9 protein-coding genes and 1 pseudogene are annotated in these 17,869 nt (G+C 70.2%); 6 read left to right on the top strand and 4 right to left on the bottom strand.

The genetic code is table 11. The features are described 5' to 3' along the window. The first annotated feature begins 47 nt into the window (after nucleotides 1-47). Nucleotides 48-464: an OB-fold nucleic acid binding domain-containing protein gene (locus DJ476_RS06660; protein WP_181006601.1), complete on the top strand. Its 417-nt coding sequence runs from the start codon at nucleotides 48-50 to the stop codon at nucleotides 462-464. 3 nt (nucleotides 465-467) lie between these two features. After that, nucleotides 468-1,277, top strand: coding sequence for a DUF3159 domain-containing protein (locus DJ476_RS06655; protein ID WP_103419624.1), 810 nt, complete (start codon nucleotides 468-470; stop codon nucleotides 1,275-1,277). 64 nt (nucleotides 1,278-1,341) lie between these two features. On the opposite strand, the gene DJ476_RS06650 is transcribed toward DJ476_RS06655, so the two are convergent. Together DJ476_RS06650 and DJ476_RS06645 are read right to left on the bottom strand one after the other, a co-directional pair. Further along, entirely contained in the window at nucleotides 1,342-2,028 is a 687-nt protein-coding gene (locus DJ476_RS06650; protein ID WP_070199670.1) for a potassium channel family protein, read from the bottom strand. Next, nucleotides 2,028-2,696 carry a potassium channel family protein gene (locus DJ476_RS06645; protein ID WP_019761763.1) on the bottom strand — a complete coding sequence of 223 codons (669 nt, stop codon included), beginning with the start codon at nucleotides 2,694-2,696 and terminating at the stop codon, nucleotides 2,028-2,030. Before DJ476_RS06645 ends, DJ476_RS06650 begins: the two co-directional genes overlap by 1 nt. 322 nt (nucleotides 2,697-3,018) lie before the next feature. Between DJ476_RS06645 and DJ476_RS06640 the strand changes: the two genes are divergently transcribed. Next, nucleotides 3,019-5,067 carry an APC family permease gene (locus DJ476_RS06640; RefSeq protein ID WP_103419625.1) on the top strand — a complete coding sequence of 683 codons (2,049 nt, stop codon included), beginning with the start codon at nucleotides 3,019-3,021 and terminating at the stop codon, nucleotides 5,065-5,067. A 147-nt stretch (nucleotides 5,068-5,214) separates the two neighbouring features. Next, nucleotides 5,215-6,543 (top strand): class I SAM-dependent RNA methyltransferase, encoded by a 1,329-nt coding sequence (locus DJ476_RS06635; RefSeq protein ID WP_103419626.1) that lies wholly within the window; start codon nucleotides 5,215-5,217, stop codon nucleotides 6,541-6,543. A gap of 293 nt (nucleotides 6,544-6,836) precedes the next feature. Here the strand turns inward: DJ476_RS06635 and DJ476_RS35425 are convergent, their stop codons facing one another. Together DJ476_RS35425 and DJ476_RS06625 are read right to left on the bottom strand one after the other, a co-directional pair. Further along, on the bottom strand, nucleotides 6,837-7,919 hold the full coding sequence (locus DJ476_RS35425) for a hypothetical protein (protein WP_241565676.1): 1,083 nt from the start codon (nucleotides 7,917-7,919) through the stop codon (nucleotides 6,837-6,839). An 814-nt stretch (nucleotides 7,920-8,733) separates the two neighbouring features. After that, on the bottom strand, nucleotides 8,734-9,405 hold the full coding sequence (locus DJ476_RS06625) for a hypothetical protein (RefSeq protein ID WP_056557577.1): 672 nt from the start codon (nucleotides 9,403-9,405) through the stop codon (nucleotides 8,734-8,736). A gap of 281 nt (nucleotides 9,406-9,686) precedes the next feature. On the opposite strand from DJ476_RS06625, the pseudogene DJ476_RS06620 reads away from it, so the two are divergent. Both DJ476_RS06620 and DJ476_RS06615 read left to right on the top strand, forming a co-directional pair. After that, nucleotides 9,687-11,353 (top strand): annotated as a pseudogene (locus DJ476_RS06620) (SWIM zinc finger family protein). A 230-nt stretch (nucleotides 11,354-11,583) separates the two neighbouring features. Beyond that, nucleotides 11,584-17,835, top strand: coding sequence for a protein kinase domain-containing protein (locus DJ476_RS06615; RefSeq protein ID WP_112492457.1), 6,252 nt, complete (start codon nucleotides 11,584-11,586; stop codon nucleotides 17,833-17,835). The last annotated feature ends 34 nt before the right edge of the window (nucleotides 17,836-17,869 follow it).

Here is a 17,869-nt window from a genome sequence, read left to right as displayed (position 1 = left end):
GCACCGGCCCTCCGTACCGGGCCCCCCGGGACCGGTACCCTTCGGGTATGAGTGCTGTTCCCCGACGCGAGAAGGCCGGCAGGGCGGAGAGGCCGTCCGGCCGCTTCCGCCGTATGCTCGACCGGCTCTCCAGCTCCCAGGCGGACCTGGAGTCCCAGGAGCTGCGGGAGGACGCCCAGGCCACCGGATGCACCCGGATATCGGAATGCTCCGACCGGCAGATCGTGAAGGTGGCTGGTACGTTGCGGACCGTCACCCTGCGTCCCCGGGCCGGAGTGCCCGCCCTGGAGGCGGAGCTCTTCGACGGCACCGAGCCGCTGGACGTGGTCTGGCTGGGCCGGCGCTCCATCGTCGGGATAGAGCCCGGCCGCAGGATCATCGCCTCGGGCCGGGTCGCCATGAGCCACGGGCGCCGGGTGCTGTTCAACCCCACATACGAACTCCGACCGCTCGGCAAGGAGTAGCCGGTGACGTCTCTCGACAAGCCGACGTCCGAAACGGACCAGTCCCACCGCACCGAACAGCACAGCGCCACCGGAGAGCGGAGCGCCGGAGGCGGGCACGCCGCCCACCAGGACCCCGAGTCGAAGGCGGTCACCGAGGCCGCCCTCTTCGAGGCCTTCGGCGGGGTGCGCGGCATGGTGGAGACGGTCCTGCCCGGGCTGCTCTTCGTCACGATCTTCACCATCAACAAGGACCTGCACATCTCGGCCATCGCGGCCCTGGCGGTCTCCCTGGCCCTGGTCGCCGTACGGCTGGTCCGCCGGGACACCGTGAAGCACGCCTTCAGCGGCGTCTTCGGGGTGGCCTTCGGTGTCGTCTTCGCGATGATGACGGGCAACGCCAAGGACTTCTACCTGCCGGGCATGCTCTACACCCTGGGGCTCTCCGTCGCCTACCTGGGCACGGCCGCCGCCGGTGTACCGCTGATCGGTCTGATCCTCGGCCCGGTCTTCAAGGAGAACCTCTCCTGGCGGACGCGTAACCCGGGCCGTAAGAAGGCGTACACCAAGGCCAGTTACGCCTGGGGCCTCATCCTGCTCGCCAAGTGCGCGATCCTCTTCCCGCTCTACTGGTGGGCCGACACCACCCAGTTCGGCTGGGTGCTGGTCGCGCTGAAGATCCCGCCGTTCCTGCTCGCGGTCTATCTGACCTGGGTCTTCCTGGCGAAGGCCCCGCCGCCCATCGACGTCTTCGCCGAGATGGAGGCCGAGGAGCAGGCCGAGAAGGAGCGCAAGGAGCAGGCCGCGGCCGCGCTGCGCAACCCGGAGGCGTAACAGCACGTATGAGGGAGGGCCCGTAACCGTACGACGGTCACGGGCCCTCCCTCATGCCCGTACCTCAGTCGTCGGACGGCGACGACGGGGCGCGGCGGACCGACAGCAGGTCCTCCAGCTGCTCCTCGCGCGCCTGGGCCGCCACGAACAGCAGCTCGTCACCGGCCTCCAGCGACTCCTCGGGGCTCGGCGTCAGCACCCGCGTACCCCGGATGATGGTGACCAGCGAGGTGTCCTCGGGCCAGGCGACCTGCCCGACCCGGGTCCCGGCCAGCGCCGACTCCGGCGGCAGCGTCAGCTCCACCAGGTTGGCGTCGCCGTGGCTGAAGCGCAGCAGCCGGACCAGATCACCGACGCTCACCGCCTCCTCCACCAGGGCCGACATCAGCCGCGGGGTCGAGACCGCGACATCGATGCCCCAGGACTCGTTGAACAGCCACTCGTTCTTGGGGTGGTTGACCCGCGCGACCACCCGCGGCACGCCGTACTCGGTCTTGGCGAGCAGCGAGACGACCAGGTTCACCTTGTCGTCGCCCGTCGCCGCGATCACCACGTTGCACCGCTGCAGCGCCGCCTCGTCCAGCGAGGTGATCTCGCAGGCGTCCGCGAGCAGCCACTCGGCCGAGGGGACCCGCTCCACCGAGATGGCGGTCGGCGCCTTGTCGATGAGCAGCACCTCGTGCCCGTTCTCCAGCAGCTCGGCGGCGATGGAACGGCCCACCGCGCCCGCCCCCGCAATCGCCACACGCATCAGTGACCACCCTCCTCGGGACCCTCGGCGAAGGCCTCCTCGACCTTGGCGATCTCGTCCGTACGCATCATCACGTGGACCAGGTCGCCCTCCTGCAGGACCGTCTGCGAGGTCGGCAGGATCGCCTCGCCCAACCGGGTGAGGAAGGCGACGCGGACGCCGGTCTCCTCCTGGAGCGTGCTGATCCGGTGGCCGATCCAGGACGGCGTCGTGTGCACCTCCGCGAGCTGCACACCCCCGCTCGGATCGCGCCACAGCGGCTCCGCGCCCGAGGGCAGCAGCCGCCGCAGCATCTGGTCCGCCGTCCAGCGCACCGTCGCGACGGTGGGGATGCCGAGCCGCTGGTAGACCTCGGCCCGCTTCGGGTCGTAGATCCGGGCCGCGACGTTCTCGACGGAGAACATCTCGCGGGCCACCCGGGCCGCGATGATGTTGGAGTTGTCACCGCTGCTCACCGCGGCGAACGCCCCCGCGTCCTCGATGCCCGCCTCGCGGAGGGTGTCCTGATCGAAGCCCACCCCGGTGACCCGGCGACCGCCGAATCCGGAGCCGAGACGGCGGAAGGCCGTCGGGTCCTGGTCGATCACCGCGACCGTGTGCCCCTGCTGTTCCAGGGTCTGCGCGAGAGCGGCTCCGACGCGCCCGCAGCCCATGATGACGATGTGCACTGTGCGCCTACCCCGCCGTCCTGGTCATCCGGCTGACCTGCGAAAACACGCTGCTCACACTTCTCTCTCAGCTTGCCGGGCAAACAACGGGGCAACGACTTCGGCGTTGCCCGGGGATGAGCTTATGCCGCTGTGGGCCCGGTGTTTCCTCCGAGTGTGCGTTGCCCCGGACACATGGGCAAAGGGGGAGTAAAGGCGCAGGGTCCGTTCGCAAGGATTGCGTTAAGGATTACGGCCGGATTCTGCTCCTACCGCAGGAGACAGGGGGGCCACGGCGATCAGGCGTCCTCGACCGGCGCGGGCTGCCCTTACGATCCTCAGCGTGTCCAAACTGACCGACCTGCCCAAAAGGATTCTGATCGGCCGGGCGCTGCGCAGCGACAGGCTGGGGGAGACGCTCCTGCCCAAGCGCATCGCGCTCCCGGTCTTCGCGTCGGACCCGCTCTCCTCGGTGGCGTACGCCCCCGGCGAGGTCCTCATCGTCCTGTCCATCGCGGGTCTGTCGGCGTACCACTTCAGCCCCTGGATCGCGCTGGCCGTCGTGATCCTCATGTTCACGGTCGTCGCCTCCTACCGGCAGAACGTCCGCGCCTACCCGAGCGGCGGCGGCGACTACGAGGTCGCGACCACCAACCTCGGCCCCAAGGCCGGACTGACCGTCGCCAGCGCCCTGCTGGTCGACTACGTCCTCACCGTGGCCGTCTCGGTCTCCGCCGGGGTGGAGAACCTGGGCTCCGCGATCTCCTTCGTCGTCGAGCACAAGACCCTCTGCGCCATCGGCGCCATCGTCCTGCTCGCCCTGATGAACCTGCGCGGGGTCAGGGAGTCGGGGAAGCTGTTCGCCATCCCCACCTACCTCTTCGTGGCGGGCGTCTTCCTGATGCTCCTGTGGGGCGGGTTCCGCGGCCTCGTCCTCGGGGACACCATGCACGCCCCGACCTCCGGCTTCGACATAAAGCCCGAGCACCCGGGACTGGCCGGTTTCGCCCTGGTCTTCCTGCTCCTGCGCGCCTTCTCCTCCGGCTGCGCGGCCCTCACCGGGGTGGAGGCGATCAGCAACGGGGTGCCCGCCTTCCGCAAGCCGAAGAGCCGGAACGCCGCGACCACGCTCGCCCTGATGGGCCTGCTCGCCGTCACCATGTTCTGCGGGATCATCGCCCTGGCCATGGCCACCGGCGTCAAGATGGCCGAGAACCCGGCGACGGACCTGATCCGCGACGGCGTCCCGGTCGGCGACGGCTACACCCAGCACCCGGTGATCGCCCAGGTCGCGGAGGCGGTCTTCGGCCCCGGCTCGTTCCTCTTCGTGCTCCTCGCCGTGGCCACCGCGCTGGTCCTCTTCCTGGCCGCGAACACCGCGTACAACGGCTTCCCGCTGCTCGGCTCGATCCTCGCCCAGGACCGCTACCTGCCGCGCCAGCTCCACACCCGCGGCGACCGGCTCGCCTTCTCCAACGGCATCGTGCTGCTGGCCGGCGCCGCCATCCTGCTGGTCTGGATCTACGGCGCCGACACCACCCGCCTGATCCAGCTCTACATCGTGGGCGTCTTCGTCTCCTTCACCCTCAGCCAGACCGGCATGGTCCGGCACTGGAACCGCCTCCTGGCCGGCGAGCGCGACCGCGCCCGGCGCCGCCACATGATCCGCTCCCGCGCGATCAACGCCTTCGGCGCCTTCTTCACCGGCCTGGTCCTGGTCGTCGTCCTGGCCACCAAGTTCAGCCACGGCGCCTGGGTCGCCCTGCTCGGCATGGTGATCTTCTACGGCACGATGACCGCGATCCGGAAGCACTACGACCGGGTCGCCGAGGAGATCGCCGCGGACGACGCCTCGCCCGACGAGAGCGTCCGCCCCTCCCGCGTCCACGCGATCGTCCTGGTCTCCAAGCTCCACCGCCCCACCCTGCGCGCCCTCGCCTACGCCCGGCTGATCCGCGCCGACCAGCTGGAGGCGCTCTCCATCAGCGTCGACCCGGCCGAGACGAAGGCCCTGCGCGAGGAGTGGGAACGGCGCGGCATCAACGTACCGCTCAAGATCCTCGACTCGCCCTACCGCGAGGTGACCCGCCCGGTCATCGAGTACGTGAAGGGCCTGCGCCGCCAGAGCCCGCGCGACGTGATCAGCGTGTACATCCCGGAGTACGTGGTCGGCCACTGGTACGAGCACCTGCTCCACAACCAGAGCGCGCTACGCCTCAAGGGCCGCCTGCTCTTCACCCCCGGTGTGATGGTGACCTCGGTCCCGTACCAGCTCCAGTCCTCGGAGGCCGCGAAGCAGCGGGCGCGGAGGCGGGCGGAGTGGAGCGCGCCGGGTTCGGTACGGCGGGGCCCGGTGGAGCGGAGGCAGAAGGAGCCGAGCCGGAAGGGGTGAGGGTGCGCGGTCCGGCCGGCGGGGAGGTGGCCCGGCACGGGAGGAACGTCTCGTGGTCAGCACCCCGACGGCACGCACGTAGACTGGTGGGCTGTTGTCCGGCCGCGCGCTCGCCCTGCCCTCCCTTCCTCCCTGGAGCCTCCCCTCATGCAGAACGAACCCACGTCGTCGCTGGTCGGGGAGGAGTACGAGGTCGAGGTCGGCCCCGTCGCGCACGGCGGCCACTGCATCGCCCGTACGGCCGAGAACCAGGTCCTCTTCGTCCGCCACACGCTCCCCGGCGAGAAGGTCGTCGCCAAGGTGACCGACGGCGACACGGACTCCCGCTTCCTGCGGGCCGACGCCGTACGGATCCTGGAGCCGTCCAAGGACCGGGTCGAGGCCCCGTGCCCGTACGCCGGTCCCGGCATGTGCGGCGGCTGCGACTGGCAGCACGCCAAGCCCGGCGCCCAGCGCCGCCTGAAGGGCGAGGTGATCGCCGAGCAGCTCCGCCGCCTGGCGGGGCTGACGCCCGAGGAGGCCGGCTGGGACGGCACGGTCATGCCCGCCGACGGCGACAAGCTCCCGCCGGGCGAGGTCCCGGCCTGGCGCACCCGGGTCCAGTACGCCGTCGACGCGGACGGCCGGGCGGGCCTGCGCAAGCACCGCTCGCACGAGGTCCAGCCGATCGACCACTGCCTGATCGCCGCCCCCGGGGTCTCCGAACTCGGCGTGGAGAAGCGGGAATGGCCGCAGATGGCCGCGGTCGAGGCGATCACGGCCACCGGCTCGAACGACCGTCAGGTCATCCTCACCCCCCGGCCCGGCGGCCGGCTCCCCCTGGTCGAGCTGGACAAGCCGGCCTCCGTACTCCGCGTCGACGAGAAGGACGGCGGCGTCCACCGCGTCCACGGCCGCGCCTTCGTCCGCGAACGCGCCGACGACCGTACGTACCGCGTCGGCTCCGGCGGCTTCTGGCAGGTCCACCCGCAGGCCGCCAACACCCTGGTTCGCGCGGTCATGCAGGGCCTGCTGCCCCGCAAGAACGACACGGCCCTCGACCTCTACTGCGGCGTCGGCCTCTTTGCCGGCGCCATCGGCCAGCGCATCGGCGAGAAGGGCGCGGTGCTCGGCATCGAGTCCGGCAAGCGCGCGGTCGAGGACGCCCGCCACAACCTGAAGGACCTGGACCGTGTCCGCATCGAACACGGCAAGGTCGACCAGGTCCTGCCCCGCACCGGCATCACCGAGTGCGACCTGATCGTCCTGGACCCGCCCCGCGCGGGCGCCGGCAAGCAGGTGGTCAACCACCTGGTGTCCCTGGGGGCGCGCCGCATCGCCTACGTGGCCTGCGACCCGGCGGCCCTGGCCCGGGACCTGGCGTACTTCGCGGACGGGGGGTACCGGGTGCGGACGCTGCGGGCGTTCGATCTGTTTCCGATGACGCACCATGTGGAGTGCGTGGCGATCCTGGAGCCCGCCTCAAAGGGCTCCTGACCTGCTGTTTCTCCGAGTGTGCGTTATGGGCGTTACGTGCGTTAGGTGCGATATCTTGACGCATATCTGACGCATATCTGACGCACGTGACGCACGTTTGACGCACGGACGGCACGGTTTCTGATGGGTCGTCATGCAGGCTTGCCGACCATCGAGTGGAGCCCTCAGCTGTCTGCTCTCAGGCACGCTGAGGTGGCCGGGGCGCTGGCTGCTGAGCTGTTGGCCGCCCCTGCCCATCCCTTCTCGGTAGTGACGTTCTGTGACGCTAGATGAGGTGTCCGGTCCGTGTCGTGTCAGGGGCCGTATGGGCTCCAGTGCCCGAGAAAGGGCCTGAGATCGTCGGCTCGTGGTTCGGGGATGTCGGGCAGTCGGGGCGGTGTGTTCAGAGGGTCGAGGCGCTCCACGCGTGTTGCTGCCCAGTCGATCCACGTTTCGGCTTCGGTCCTGGTCTGGCCTGGGGGCATGGCGTCGACTCGGGTGCGTACGGCGCTGACGTACTCCGCGAGTCCGGTGGCGTGACGCCATGCCGCTTCCTGCGCCTCGAAATGCCTGACCCGATACGCCTCTGCGTACTGGACGCGCGCTTCGTCCATGGCGGCTTCCCAGCGGATGCGCTTCTGGCGCGCTGCTTCGATCTCGTCGAGACGTCTGCGTTCAGCGGCTTCGCCGCGAAGCGTGACCTCCTGCACGATCTCGGCGAGCTGGTTCTCTAGGGAGCGCCCTGGGGTGTCGGACCATTCGCTCGCCCGGTGCGGCTGGCCGCCGCTGAGGACGAAGCGGAGACGTTCGGACGGGGTGTAGTCGAAGCGGGGGATCCTGATCCAGGACTTCTTCTTGGCCTCGGCGAGTTCCTTCTCGGTGGCGACGTGCTCAGTCCGGTCCTGTTCCTGGAGGACGAGGAACTCCACGGTCTGGCCCTGCGCGGTGATGGTGAAGTGGGGAGACGCCCTGTGGCGGCGATGGGGCGGGGGCGCGAAGCCGGTCTGCCCTGCCGCACTGGAGTGTCCTGCGTTCTCGGTGGCGATGATCAGCGCCTGGATAAGCCTGAGGGCGCGTCCTTGGACGGACTTGGTGAGGCCCAGCGGCTGGGGTTCGTTCTGCATGGCCCGGACCACGCTGTGCGGCCGCGCGAGCCGCGAGGGCACAGGGACGGGTTCGAGGGGCGCGAGGCGCCAGGCTGGCATGTTGACGAGCTTGATTTCGTACCCGCCACGGCACCAACCTCCATAGAGCTCCTTCGTCTCCGGGATCCTTCCGGATCTGCGCGCCGTAGCTACACGCGACGGCCACTTCTCCAACTCCGGACCGCTGCCGCTCTTGATGAGTCGGCCGCCCGCCTCCGCGAGCTCCTGTAACAACTGCTCCGTGAAGGTCACGCGAGGCCGTGGAGGAGGGCTGGGCTTTCGCCCAGCTGCCGGAATTTCCTGCGCTCGGGTGGGCGGCGGTTGCGGAGTGGCGGCCTGGGCCTTCCGTGGGCGAGGCCTGCGGGGAGGGTACGTGCCGTGTGCCAGGTAGTGCCGACCGGCGCTCGTCAGAGCGACGCTCCACTGCCCACCCTTGCGGGAGACCGTGACCAGGCCCCGGTTCTGCAGTGCCTGACAGGTGGTTTTGTAGGAGCTGGTCTCCCATACGCTGGCAGGACACCCGGCTTCCACCCACTCAAGAACCGCAAGCTGACGTTCATTGACCGGCCGTTCCAATGGTCTGCCCTCGGATTATGGCTGCGTGACGGGCGGATGCTGTCAGTGATCGTGGTGCAGGGTGGGTGCTGCGTGGAGGGTTCGCCTGAAGAGGTAGCCAGTGTCGCCTTTTCCGCCGGCGGGATTCGAAACCGCGCACATGACTCCGGGGGCCGTCGTTTTCCGATGTTTTACCAGGTCATCAGAGCATCTGATTCTATGTTAGTGGCCCAGCCTCACGCATTCCGCGAAAACGAAACGTTCTGCTTGGTTGCCATTGCATGCTTTCCGGCTTGTTTTGAAAGTCTGGTGCAACGTGGCGGATGCCGTGGGGCGTTGTAGGGGTGCGTGCACCGGCCCTCGATTCGAACGAGTGGGTGGTCGCGTGCATGGATGGCCGAGTGTGCCTGACCGCAGGGAATGCGGCGGCTCCCGGTAACCGCAAGGTCGTATGCCGGTCGAGTGTCGAGTGCGCCTGAGGGCGTACGCGGTCTGTCCGTGGCAGGGGGCGTCACTTCCGGCCGGGGGTCCATTTCATGCCGAGCCGGTAGGCGCGGGAGATCACGTCCTGGACGCCGGGGCCGTCCTGCGGAGTGAACCAGCGCACCTCGCGGCCGATGACGAGTTCGCCCTTCTGCCGCTTGATGAGGGCGATGGCGCAGGCGTGTGCCTGCGGCGGGCACTCGTCCAGAACCACCCGGAAGCGGTCACCGCGGTCGGAGGTCAGCGTCACCACGGCGTCGAGGCCGCGGAAGTCGCCGGACCCTTCGTAGATGTAGACGAAGAGCAGGAGCTTCTGGAACTCGGCCTGGTGGTCCAAGTTGATGACGAGGTTCTCTCCCGTCTCCCGGGCGCCGGTCCGGTCGTCCGCGTCGAGGGCGACGTACGGGAAGCGGTCCACCGTGCCGAACGCGTTGCCCAGTGCCTGCACCACGGTCTTGGAGCCGTCGGTGCAGCGGATCATGCAGCCGAGGTCGAGATCCACATGCCTGGCCGCGGCCGACCGCAGCGATGCCCGTATCCGGCCGAACAGGCCATGGGCCTCGCCGGCCGCCCGCTGGGCGGCGGCCTGCGGTGAGGTCCAGTTGAGGTTGACCTTGATCAGTCCCGAGGTCACGCCGTGCTTGTCCAGGGAGACCGTGGGCGAGGCCTTCGTCAGGTTCACAGTGGCGGGCTGGGTCATGCGGCGCCTTTCGGGGAAGGCCCGGGGAGCCGGGGTGGTCGACGACCATACAGGCGGGGCGTGAGGCGCCGCAGGGAATCAGTTGTTGACGGTCTGGTGCGAGGAGGATCCGTCGGCCGGGCGGCGGAGCCGGCGGGACTTGGAGGGCGTGCGAGTTGCTGAAAGCAGCAGTGACGCGCGGAGGTGGCGCCGTACTGATCCCTGGGGTTGTTCGATCCGGCGGCCGTTAGTGTGAGCGCAGTTGGTGGGGGAGTCCGAGCCGGAGCGGAGCGCGGAGAGTTTTGGGCGGTCTTACGGAGGCGAAGCTGAGGGTGCTGGCCGGCGAGCGTTCGTTCGGGCGCGGGCTCGGTTACGTCGACGAGGTGTCCGGTGTGGAGTTCGGTGACGGCTGGATCAGGGCGTCGGTGCACGGAACGGAACGGTACGAGACGGAGCTCGTCCTGGGTGGGCGCAAGGGGAAGGGGCCGGCGGGCACGTGTGACTGTCCGTACGGCCAGGAGGGCAACTTCTGCAAGCACCTGGTCGCACTCGGCCTGACCGTGATCGCCCAGGAGGCGGACCTCCCGCGTCTGCGGGAGTCGGCCCTGGACCGGGCGCGCGGCCTCGATACCTGGCTGTCCGCCCTGTCGCGGGAGGAACTGCTCACTCTCGTACGAGACGAGATCGCCGTGGACCGGCAGCTTGGGCGCCGCCTGGAGCTGCGTGCGGCGAGTGCTCGCGGAGACCTGGCCGGGATCCGGGCCCGCATCCGTGAGCTGCTCGACATCGGCCCGTTCGCCCAGTACGGCTACGTCGAGTACGCCGACGCCCGCGCCTACGCCGACCAGGCCGGGCAGGCGGTGTCCGCGATCCGCTCGCTGACCGGCTCCGGCCGGGCCTCCGACGCGATAGCGCTGTCGCGGGAGGCGATCGGGCTGCTGGCCGGGGTGGCCGAGAGCATCGACGACTCCGACGGCTGGCTCGGCCAGATCGGCGCCGGCCTCGCCGACGCCCATCGCGACGCCTGCTATGAAGCCACGCCCGAGCCCGAGGAACTCGCGCACTGGCTGGTGACCCACGCGCTCGACGAAGCGGCCGACCTGACGGACATCGACCCGCTCGACTACGAAGACCTGCTCGGCGAGCAGGGACTGATCGCCCTGCGCCGGTACGCGACGGAAGCATGGACGGCCAACCGCACCGGCTGGGCCGAGAGGCACCTGCTGCAGCGCCTGGCGAAGTCGGGCCGGGACGTCGACACGGTGATCGCCGTGCACGCCGCCGACCTCGCGCCGAATGGTCACACCCACCTGCTCATCGCCCGCGAACTGGACACCGCCGGTCGCCCCGCCGAAGCCCTGGAGTGGGCCGAGCGCGGCATCCGCGACGCTGAGGACCTCGCCACTGTCGACACCGCCCTGGTCGACCACCTCACCGACCGCTACACCCGAACCGGCCGGCTCGCCGACGCCGTCACCCTGCGCCGTGACCACTTCGCCGCCCGCCGCAGCCTGCTTGCCTACCAGCAGCTGCGCGCCGTAGCCAGGGCCGCCGCATGTTGGCCGCCCGAGCGCGAGAAGGCTCTGGCCTTGTTGCGCACCGACGCGGAACGGGCGAAAGGCTGCGGTGGGCGTGTCCTCGTCGACGTCTTCCTGGACGACAAGGACACGGATGCCGCTTGGTGCGCGGCCACGGAGCACACGACGGCCAGTGGCTCACCCTCGCCGACCGATCTCGCGCCACCCGCCCCGCCGGTGCCCTCGCCGTCTACCACCGCCTGGCCGCCCCGCTCACCTGCCAGACCGGCAACCACGCTTACGAACAGCTCGTCAGCCTGCTCCTGAGCATCCGCGACTGCCACCGTCACCTCGGCACGCCGGACGACTTCACCACGTACGTCACCGACCTGCGCGCCACCCAGAAGCGCAAACGGAACCTGATGCGCCTGATGGACGAACACGACCTGTGACCCACCAGCATGCGTGTTGACGCCGTCAACGCATTGAAGTGTTGTTTACGATGGAAGCATCGTGTACGCTGCCTGTGGGGCTGGGAGTCTGTCCGTGTCGCATTCCACGGCATTCTCCCGTGGGGAGTCGTGTGCTCGCAGGGCCACGCGAAGATGCAAGGGAATGGGCTGTGGCGACGGAGATGATCGCAGGGCGGTTCCGGCTTCTGGGGGCTGTGGACTCGGGCAACATGGGTGAGGTCCACAGAGCCGAGGATCTTGATGCCGCCCCGGGCGACGCCGACCGCGTCGTGGCGGTCAAGCTGATCCTCCGGCGCCGGTCCGGTCTGCGGATCGACACGCACGGCGACACCAAGACGGTGGAGCGGTTCGCCCGCGAGGTGCGGATCATGCAGACCTTCGGCCGGCACCCCAACCTCCCGCGTACGATCGCCGGCGGTGTGGACGACACGAACGGCGGCCTGCCCTACCTCGCGATGGAATTCCTCGACGGCCATCCTCTGGCCGACCTGGTCGCCGACGAGCCGCAGCTGCCGATCTCCTGGGCGGGGGCCATCGCCGCGCAGATGGCGGAGGGACTCAAGGCCGCTCACGTCGAGGGTGTCGTGCACCGCGACCTCAAGCCCCGCAATGTCATGCTCACCCGCGGTGGCCTCGTGAAAGTCCTCGACTTCGGCATGGGGCGGATCGTCGACGACCCGGACGGCGCCAAGCTCACCAGCACGGGCGTCACCGTCGGCACCGCCCGCTACATGGCCCCCGAGCAGTTCCAGGGCGGAGCCGTGACCCCGGCGGCGGACCTCTACGCCCTCGGCTGCGTCCTGTACGAGATGCTCCTCGGCGTGCCGCCGTTCGTCGGCACCTCCGCGTACGAGCTCGGCGAGAAGCACGTCCATCAGGCGCCGAACCCGGTCCGGTTGGTCCGGCATGACGTCCCCGAGGCGCTCGCCCGCCTCGTCGACCGCCTGCTCGCCAAGAATCCGGCGGACCGCCCCGAGAGCGCCGCCGCGGTACGGGACACCCTGCTGCCGTTCGTCGCGCCCGCCGAACCGCTGCCCGCCTGGCGCGAGTTCGACCCGGTGGGCCGCCTCCTCCAGGACCGGTCCGCGCTCTCCACGCCCACGGCGCGGCAGGCTCCGGCCGACCAGCCGCCCGCCCAGACCCGCCCACACACGTCCGGCATGGACGTCTTCGGCGTCCACCGGGACCTGATCGACGAGTACCGCGCCTTCACCCAGGGCGGCACGATCATCCGTGACGAACGCGTCGCCGACTTCGTCCGGCGCGACCTCGACGCCAAGTCCCAGTGGCCCAACCCGTGGATCTCCCTCAACCCCTTCTTCGACTCCGCCGGCACCGTTGCCGAGCTCGCTTCCCAGGGCGTCCTCCACCCCGAGTGCGCGCGGATCTTCCAGGCGAAGAAGGCCAGGGGCGGCACCGTCTGCGACGGCCGCCCGCTCACCCTCCACCAGCACCAGCGCGAAGCCGTCGACGCCGCCCGGTCCGGGGCGTCCTACGTCCTCACCACCGGCACCGGCTCGGGCAAGTCCCTCTCCTACATCGTGCCCATCGTCGACAAGGTCCTCAGGGACCGGGAGACGGAGCCGCGAGGGACGGCCAAGAGAGTCCGCGCGATCATCGTCTACCCCATGAACGCCCTGGCCAACAGCCAGCTCAAGGAGCTGGAGAAGTACCTGAGGGACGGCTACGGCGCAGGACGCGAGCCCGTCACCTTCGCCCGCTACACCGGCCAGGAGGACGACGCCGCCCGCAGGGAGATCCGTGACAACCCGCCGGACATCCTGCTCACCAACTACGTGATGCTGGAGCTGATGCTCACCCGTCCCGACGACCGAGACAGCCTCGTCCGGATGGCCAAGGGCCTCGAATTCCTCGTCTTCGACGAACTCCACACCTACCGAGGCCGCCAGGGCGCCGACGTCGCCCTGCTCATCCGCCGCGTCCGCGAGGCGTGCCAGGCCGACCGTCTCCAGTGCGTCGGAACCTCCGCCACCATGTCCACCGAGGGCACGATCGACGAGCAGAAGAGCGTGGTCGCGGGCGTCGCCTCCAAGCTCTTCGGCACGAGGATCCGCACCGAGCACGTCATCGGCGAGACCCTGGTCCGAGCCACCGACCCGGCCCCCGACACCGTCCCTGCCGAGCGGCTGCGCACCACCGACGCGCCCCGTGCGTACGCGGACCTGGTCCGCGACCCGCTTGCCCGCTGGATCGAGACCCGCTTCGGCCTGGCCACCGACACCCTCACCGACCGCCTCGTCCGCCAGAAGCCCGCCAAGATCGAGGACGCGGCCGAGGACCTCGCCCGGGAGAGCGGCGTGTCCGTCGAGGACTGCGCCGCGGCCCTGCGCGCCACCCTGGAGGCCGGCTCGCAGGCCCGTCACCCCGTCACGGAGCGCCCCCTCTTCGCCTTCCGCCTCCACCAGTTCCTCTCCAAGGGCGACACCGTCTACGTCACCCTGGACGACCCGGCCAGCCGACACCTCACCCGTGACTACCAGCAGGTGCAGCCCGGCACCGACGGCAAGCTCCTCATCCCGCTCGCCTTCTGCCGGGAGTGCGGCCAGGAGTACCTGACGGTGTGGCGCACCGAGAAGGACGGAGAGGTCCGCTACGAGTCCCGCCGCGACACCTCCGCCACGGGCGGCAGGGCCGGCGACGGCTACCTCTACGTCGGCCGCCCGTGGCCCCGCTCGCTCGACGAGGCCGTCGCCGAGCGCAAGCTGCCGGAGTCGTGGCTGGAGCTCGACGACCGTGGTCAGGAAGTCGTCAGGAAGTCGTACCGCGAGCGCGCGCCCCGCGCCGTGACCGTCGATCCCTACGGGTACGAGGGACGGGGCGACCTGGACGCCGCCTTCATCCCGGCCCCGTTCCGCTTCTGCATCCAGTGCTCGGTGTCCTACGAGCAGCCGCGTGGCAAGGACTTCGCGAAGCTCGCGACCCTCGACCAGGAAGGCCGGTCCTCCGCCACCTCCCTGGTGTCGGCGGCCGTCGTCCGCTCCCTCAAGGCCGTTCCCGAGGAAGCCCTCGACAAGGAGGCGCGCAAGCTCCTCACCTTCGTCGACAACCGCCAGGACGCCTCCCTCCAGGCCGGCCACTTCAACGACTTCGTCCAGATCACCCAACTGCGCGGCGCGCTCTACCGGGCCGCCCTGGACGCCGGGGAAGAGGGCATCCACCACGAGGAGCTGGCCACCCGCGTGGCGAACGCCCTCGCCCTGGACCCCGTCGAGTACACCGGCCAGTCGGACCTGCCGCCCGCCCTCGCCCGCAACGCGGCCAAGACCCTGCGTGACGTCATCGCCTTCCGTCTCTACCTCGACCTGGAGAGCGGCTGGCGCATCACCATGCCGAACCTGGAGCGGACCGGTCTGCTGACGATCGACTACGCGGACCTCCAGTGGGTCGCCGAGCGTGACGAGCGCTGGCAGGACACGCATGCGGCGCTCCGCGACGCCGACCCCGCCCTGCGCGCCGAGATCACGCGGACGCTCCTGGACGACATGCGCCGCGAACTCGCCATTGACGTCCAGTACTTCCGCGACGACTTCGACGCCCTCCAGCGTGCCAGCGAGGAACGCCTCATCGACCCGTGGGTCCTCGGCAGGTCCGACGCGCCCAGGGTCAAGACCGCCTACCCGCAGCCCTCCAGCCCTGGCATGGACCGGTCCGGGCACTTCCTCTCGGCCCGCGGCAAGTTCGGCAAGTACCTGCGCCGCACCGCACCCACGGTCTTCGACGTGCGCGACGGCGTGAAGCTGGACAACACCGACCTCCAGAAGATCATCGAGGACCTGCTGAAGGTGCTCGCGAAGGCCGGCCTGGTCACCGAGGTCAGCGCCGCCCCCCAGCGTGCCGGCCGCTTCCGCGCGCCGACCGGTCCCGCCGCCACCGGCTACCGGATCTCCGCCGCCTCCCTCATCTGGCGGGCCGGCCCCGGCGAGTCCGGCGCCCACGACCCGCTGACCCGCACGTACGCCAGTGGCGACGGACCGCGCGTCAACACCTTCTTCCGTGACCTCTACCGCAACGCCGCCGTCGAACTGTCCGGCCTGTTCGCCCGCGAGCACACCGCCCAGGTCGACCCGGCCGAGCGCGAGCGCCGCGAAGAGGCGTTCAGCAAGGCCGAACTGAAGCTCCTCTACTGCTCCCCGACCATGGAGCTGGGAGTCGACATCTCGTCCCTCAACGCGGTCATGATGCGCAACGTGCCGCCGACCCCGGCCAACTACGCACAGCGCAGCGGACGCGCCGGCCGGAGCGGCCAGCCCGCCCTCGTCACCACGTACTGCGCCACCGGCAACAGCCACGACCAGTACTACTTCCGCCACTCCGAGCGCATGGTGGCGGGTGCAGTCGCCCCGCCCCGCCTCGACCTCGCCAACGAGGACCTCGTCCTCTCCCACCTCCAGGGCATCTGGCTCGCCGAGGTGGGGCTGAAGCTGGGCCGCGCCATCCCGCAGATCATCGACATCGCGTACGACGAGAGCCTGGGCCGCCCGAACCCGGCGCTCCACCTCCACGACGACCTGTACGCCGCCTCCCGCGACGCCGACGCGCAGGCCCGCACGGTGGCGGCGGCCCACCGGGTCCTCGGCCCGCTGCTTCCCGACTTCGCCACGACCGTCTGGTGGGACGAACGCTGGATCGAGGACCGCGTCCGCACCGCCCCCGACCGCTTCGACCGCGCCTTCGACCGCTGGCGCGACCTCTTCCGGGCCGCCCTCGTCGACCAGTACGTCCAGAACAAGCGGGTCCTCGACCACACCCTCACGGAAGGGGACCGGCGGCGTGCGACAGGCCGCCGCAAGGAGGCCGAGACCCAGCTCAACCTCCTCAAGAACGAGACCCCGGACAGCCGGTCCGTCCTCTCCGACTTCAACCCCTACCGCTACCTCGCCTCCGAGGGCTTCCTGCCCGGCTACTCCTTCCCCCGCCTGCCGCTGGCCGCCTACATCCCGACCACCGGCCGCCGCCACGGCGACGGCGACTACCTCCAGCGCCCCCGTTTCCTCGCCATCCGCGAGTTCGGCCCCGGCGCGCTGATCTACCACGAGGGCGCCCGCTACCAGGTGACCCGCGTCCAGCTGCCCCCGGACTCCTCCGGTGACATCGCCACCACCGCGGCCACCCGCTGCAAGCACTGCGGCTACCACCACGATCCCGAGCAGCGCGCCGACGTCTGCGACATGTGCAAGGAGCCGCTCGGCGCCGCCGCCTACAACCTGCTGCACCTGCACACCGTCTACACCCAGCGCCGGGAGCGGATCTCCTCCGACGAGGAGGAGCGCCGCAGGGCCGGATTCCGGCTGGAGATCTCGTACCGCTTCCAGGACCACGGCATCCGCAAGGGCCGCCAGGACGCCCACGTCTCGGACCCGGCGGGTAGTCTCGCCACGATCTCGTACGGCGACTCGGCCACCGTCCGCATCACCAACAAGGGACGGCTGCGCGCCAAGGAGAACGAGCAGGACGGCTACTGGCTCGACCCCGCAAGCGGCCACTGGATGAACGAACGCGATGCCGCCGAGGCGTCCGGCGACTCCAGCGAGATGCCGGTCATCGACCCGGACGGCAACGAGAAGCGCCGCAAGAAGCGAGTCGTCCCCTTCGTCGAGGACCGCCGCAACATCCTCGTCGTCACCCTCGACGAGCCGCTGCCCGAACCCATCGCCCTCACTCTCATGTACGCCCTGGAGCGGGGCGTCGAGGCTGCGTTCGAGCTGGAGGACTCCGAGCTCACCAGCGAACTGCTCCCGCCCGACGACGGTCCCCGCAACCGCTTCCTGCTCACCGAGGCCGCGGAGGGCGGCGCCGGAGTCCTGCGCCGCCTCCAGGCCGAGCCCGGAGCGCTCGCCGCCGCCGCCCTCCGCGCCCTGGAGATCTGCCACTTCGACGAGCACGGAGTGGACCAGGCCAAGCAGCACTGCGCCCGCGGCTGCTACGACTGCCTGCTCACCTACGGCAACCAGCTCGACCACGCGGCCATCGACCGCCACACCGTCGTCCACCTGCTGCGCCGCCTCGCCTCCGCCGTGTCCGAGCCCGAAGGGCGGGGCGAGTCCCCGACGGAGCAGCACCGGCGGCTCGTCGAGGAGCTGGGGCGAACGGCCCCGAAGCTCGCCGACACGCCGGCCGACGACGCCGACGACATGGCGAACACTCCCCTGGAGCAGACCCTCGTCAACTGGCTCAGGGACCACGGCCTGCGCCTGCCCGACGAGGGCCAGACCCTCGTCGGCACCGCCCTCCCCGACTTCGTCTACCACCTGCCCGGAGTCAACCTCGCCGTCTTCGTCGACGGGCCGGACAGGGAGGAGGACGCCACCCGGGACGAGGACGCCGAGGAGCGCCTCTACGACGCCGGCTGGGGCGTCGTCCGCTTCCCGGCCGACCCCGCCGACTGGGACGCCGTCGTCGCCCGCCACGCCCGCTACTTCGGCGGCCCCGCCGCCTCCTGACCACGGAACCGACCGACCACCCGAGGACCCCGAG

This window comes from Streptomyces bacillaris (genome assembly GCF_003268675.1).
In the GTDB taxonomy this organism is placed as follows: domain Bacteria; phylum Actinomycetota; class Actinomycetes; order Streptomycetales; family Streptomycetaceae; genus Streptomyces; species Streptomyces bacillaris.
This window is presented reverse-complemented; position numbering and strand designations above follow the sequence as displayed.

Excerpts from the sequence above, each read along its gene's own strand:
- DJ476_RS06660 (WP_181006601.1), top strand. The coding sequence starts at position 48 with ATGAGTGCTGTTCCCCGACGCGAGAAGGCCGGCAGGGCGGAGAGGCCG.
- DJ476_RS06650 (WP_070199670.1), bottom strand. The coding sequence starts at position 2,028 with ATGCGTGTGGCGATTGCGGGGGCGGGCGCGGTGGGCCGTTCCATCGCC.
- DJ476_RS06635 (WP_103419626.1), top strand. The coding sequence starts at position 5,215 with ATGCAGAACGAACCCACGTCGTCGCTGGTCGGGGAGGAGTACGAGGTC.
- DJ476_RS06625 (WP_056557577.1), bottom strand. The coding sequence starts at position 9,405 with ATGACCCAGCCCGCCACTGTGAACCTGACGAAGGCCTCGCCCACGGTC.
- DJ476_RS06615 (WP_112492457.1), top strand. The coding sequence starts at position 11,584 with ATGGGTGAGGTCCACAGAGCCGAGGATCTTGATGCCGCCCCGGGCGAC.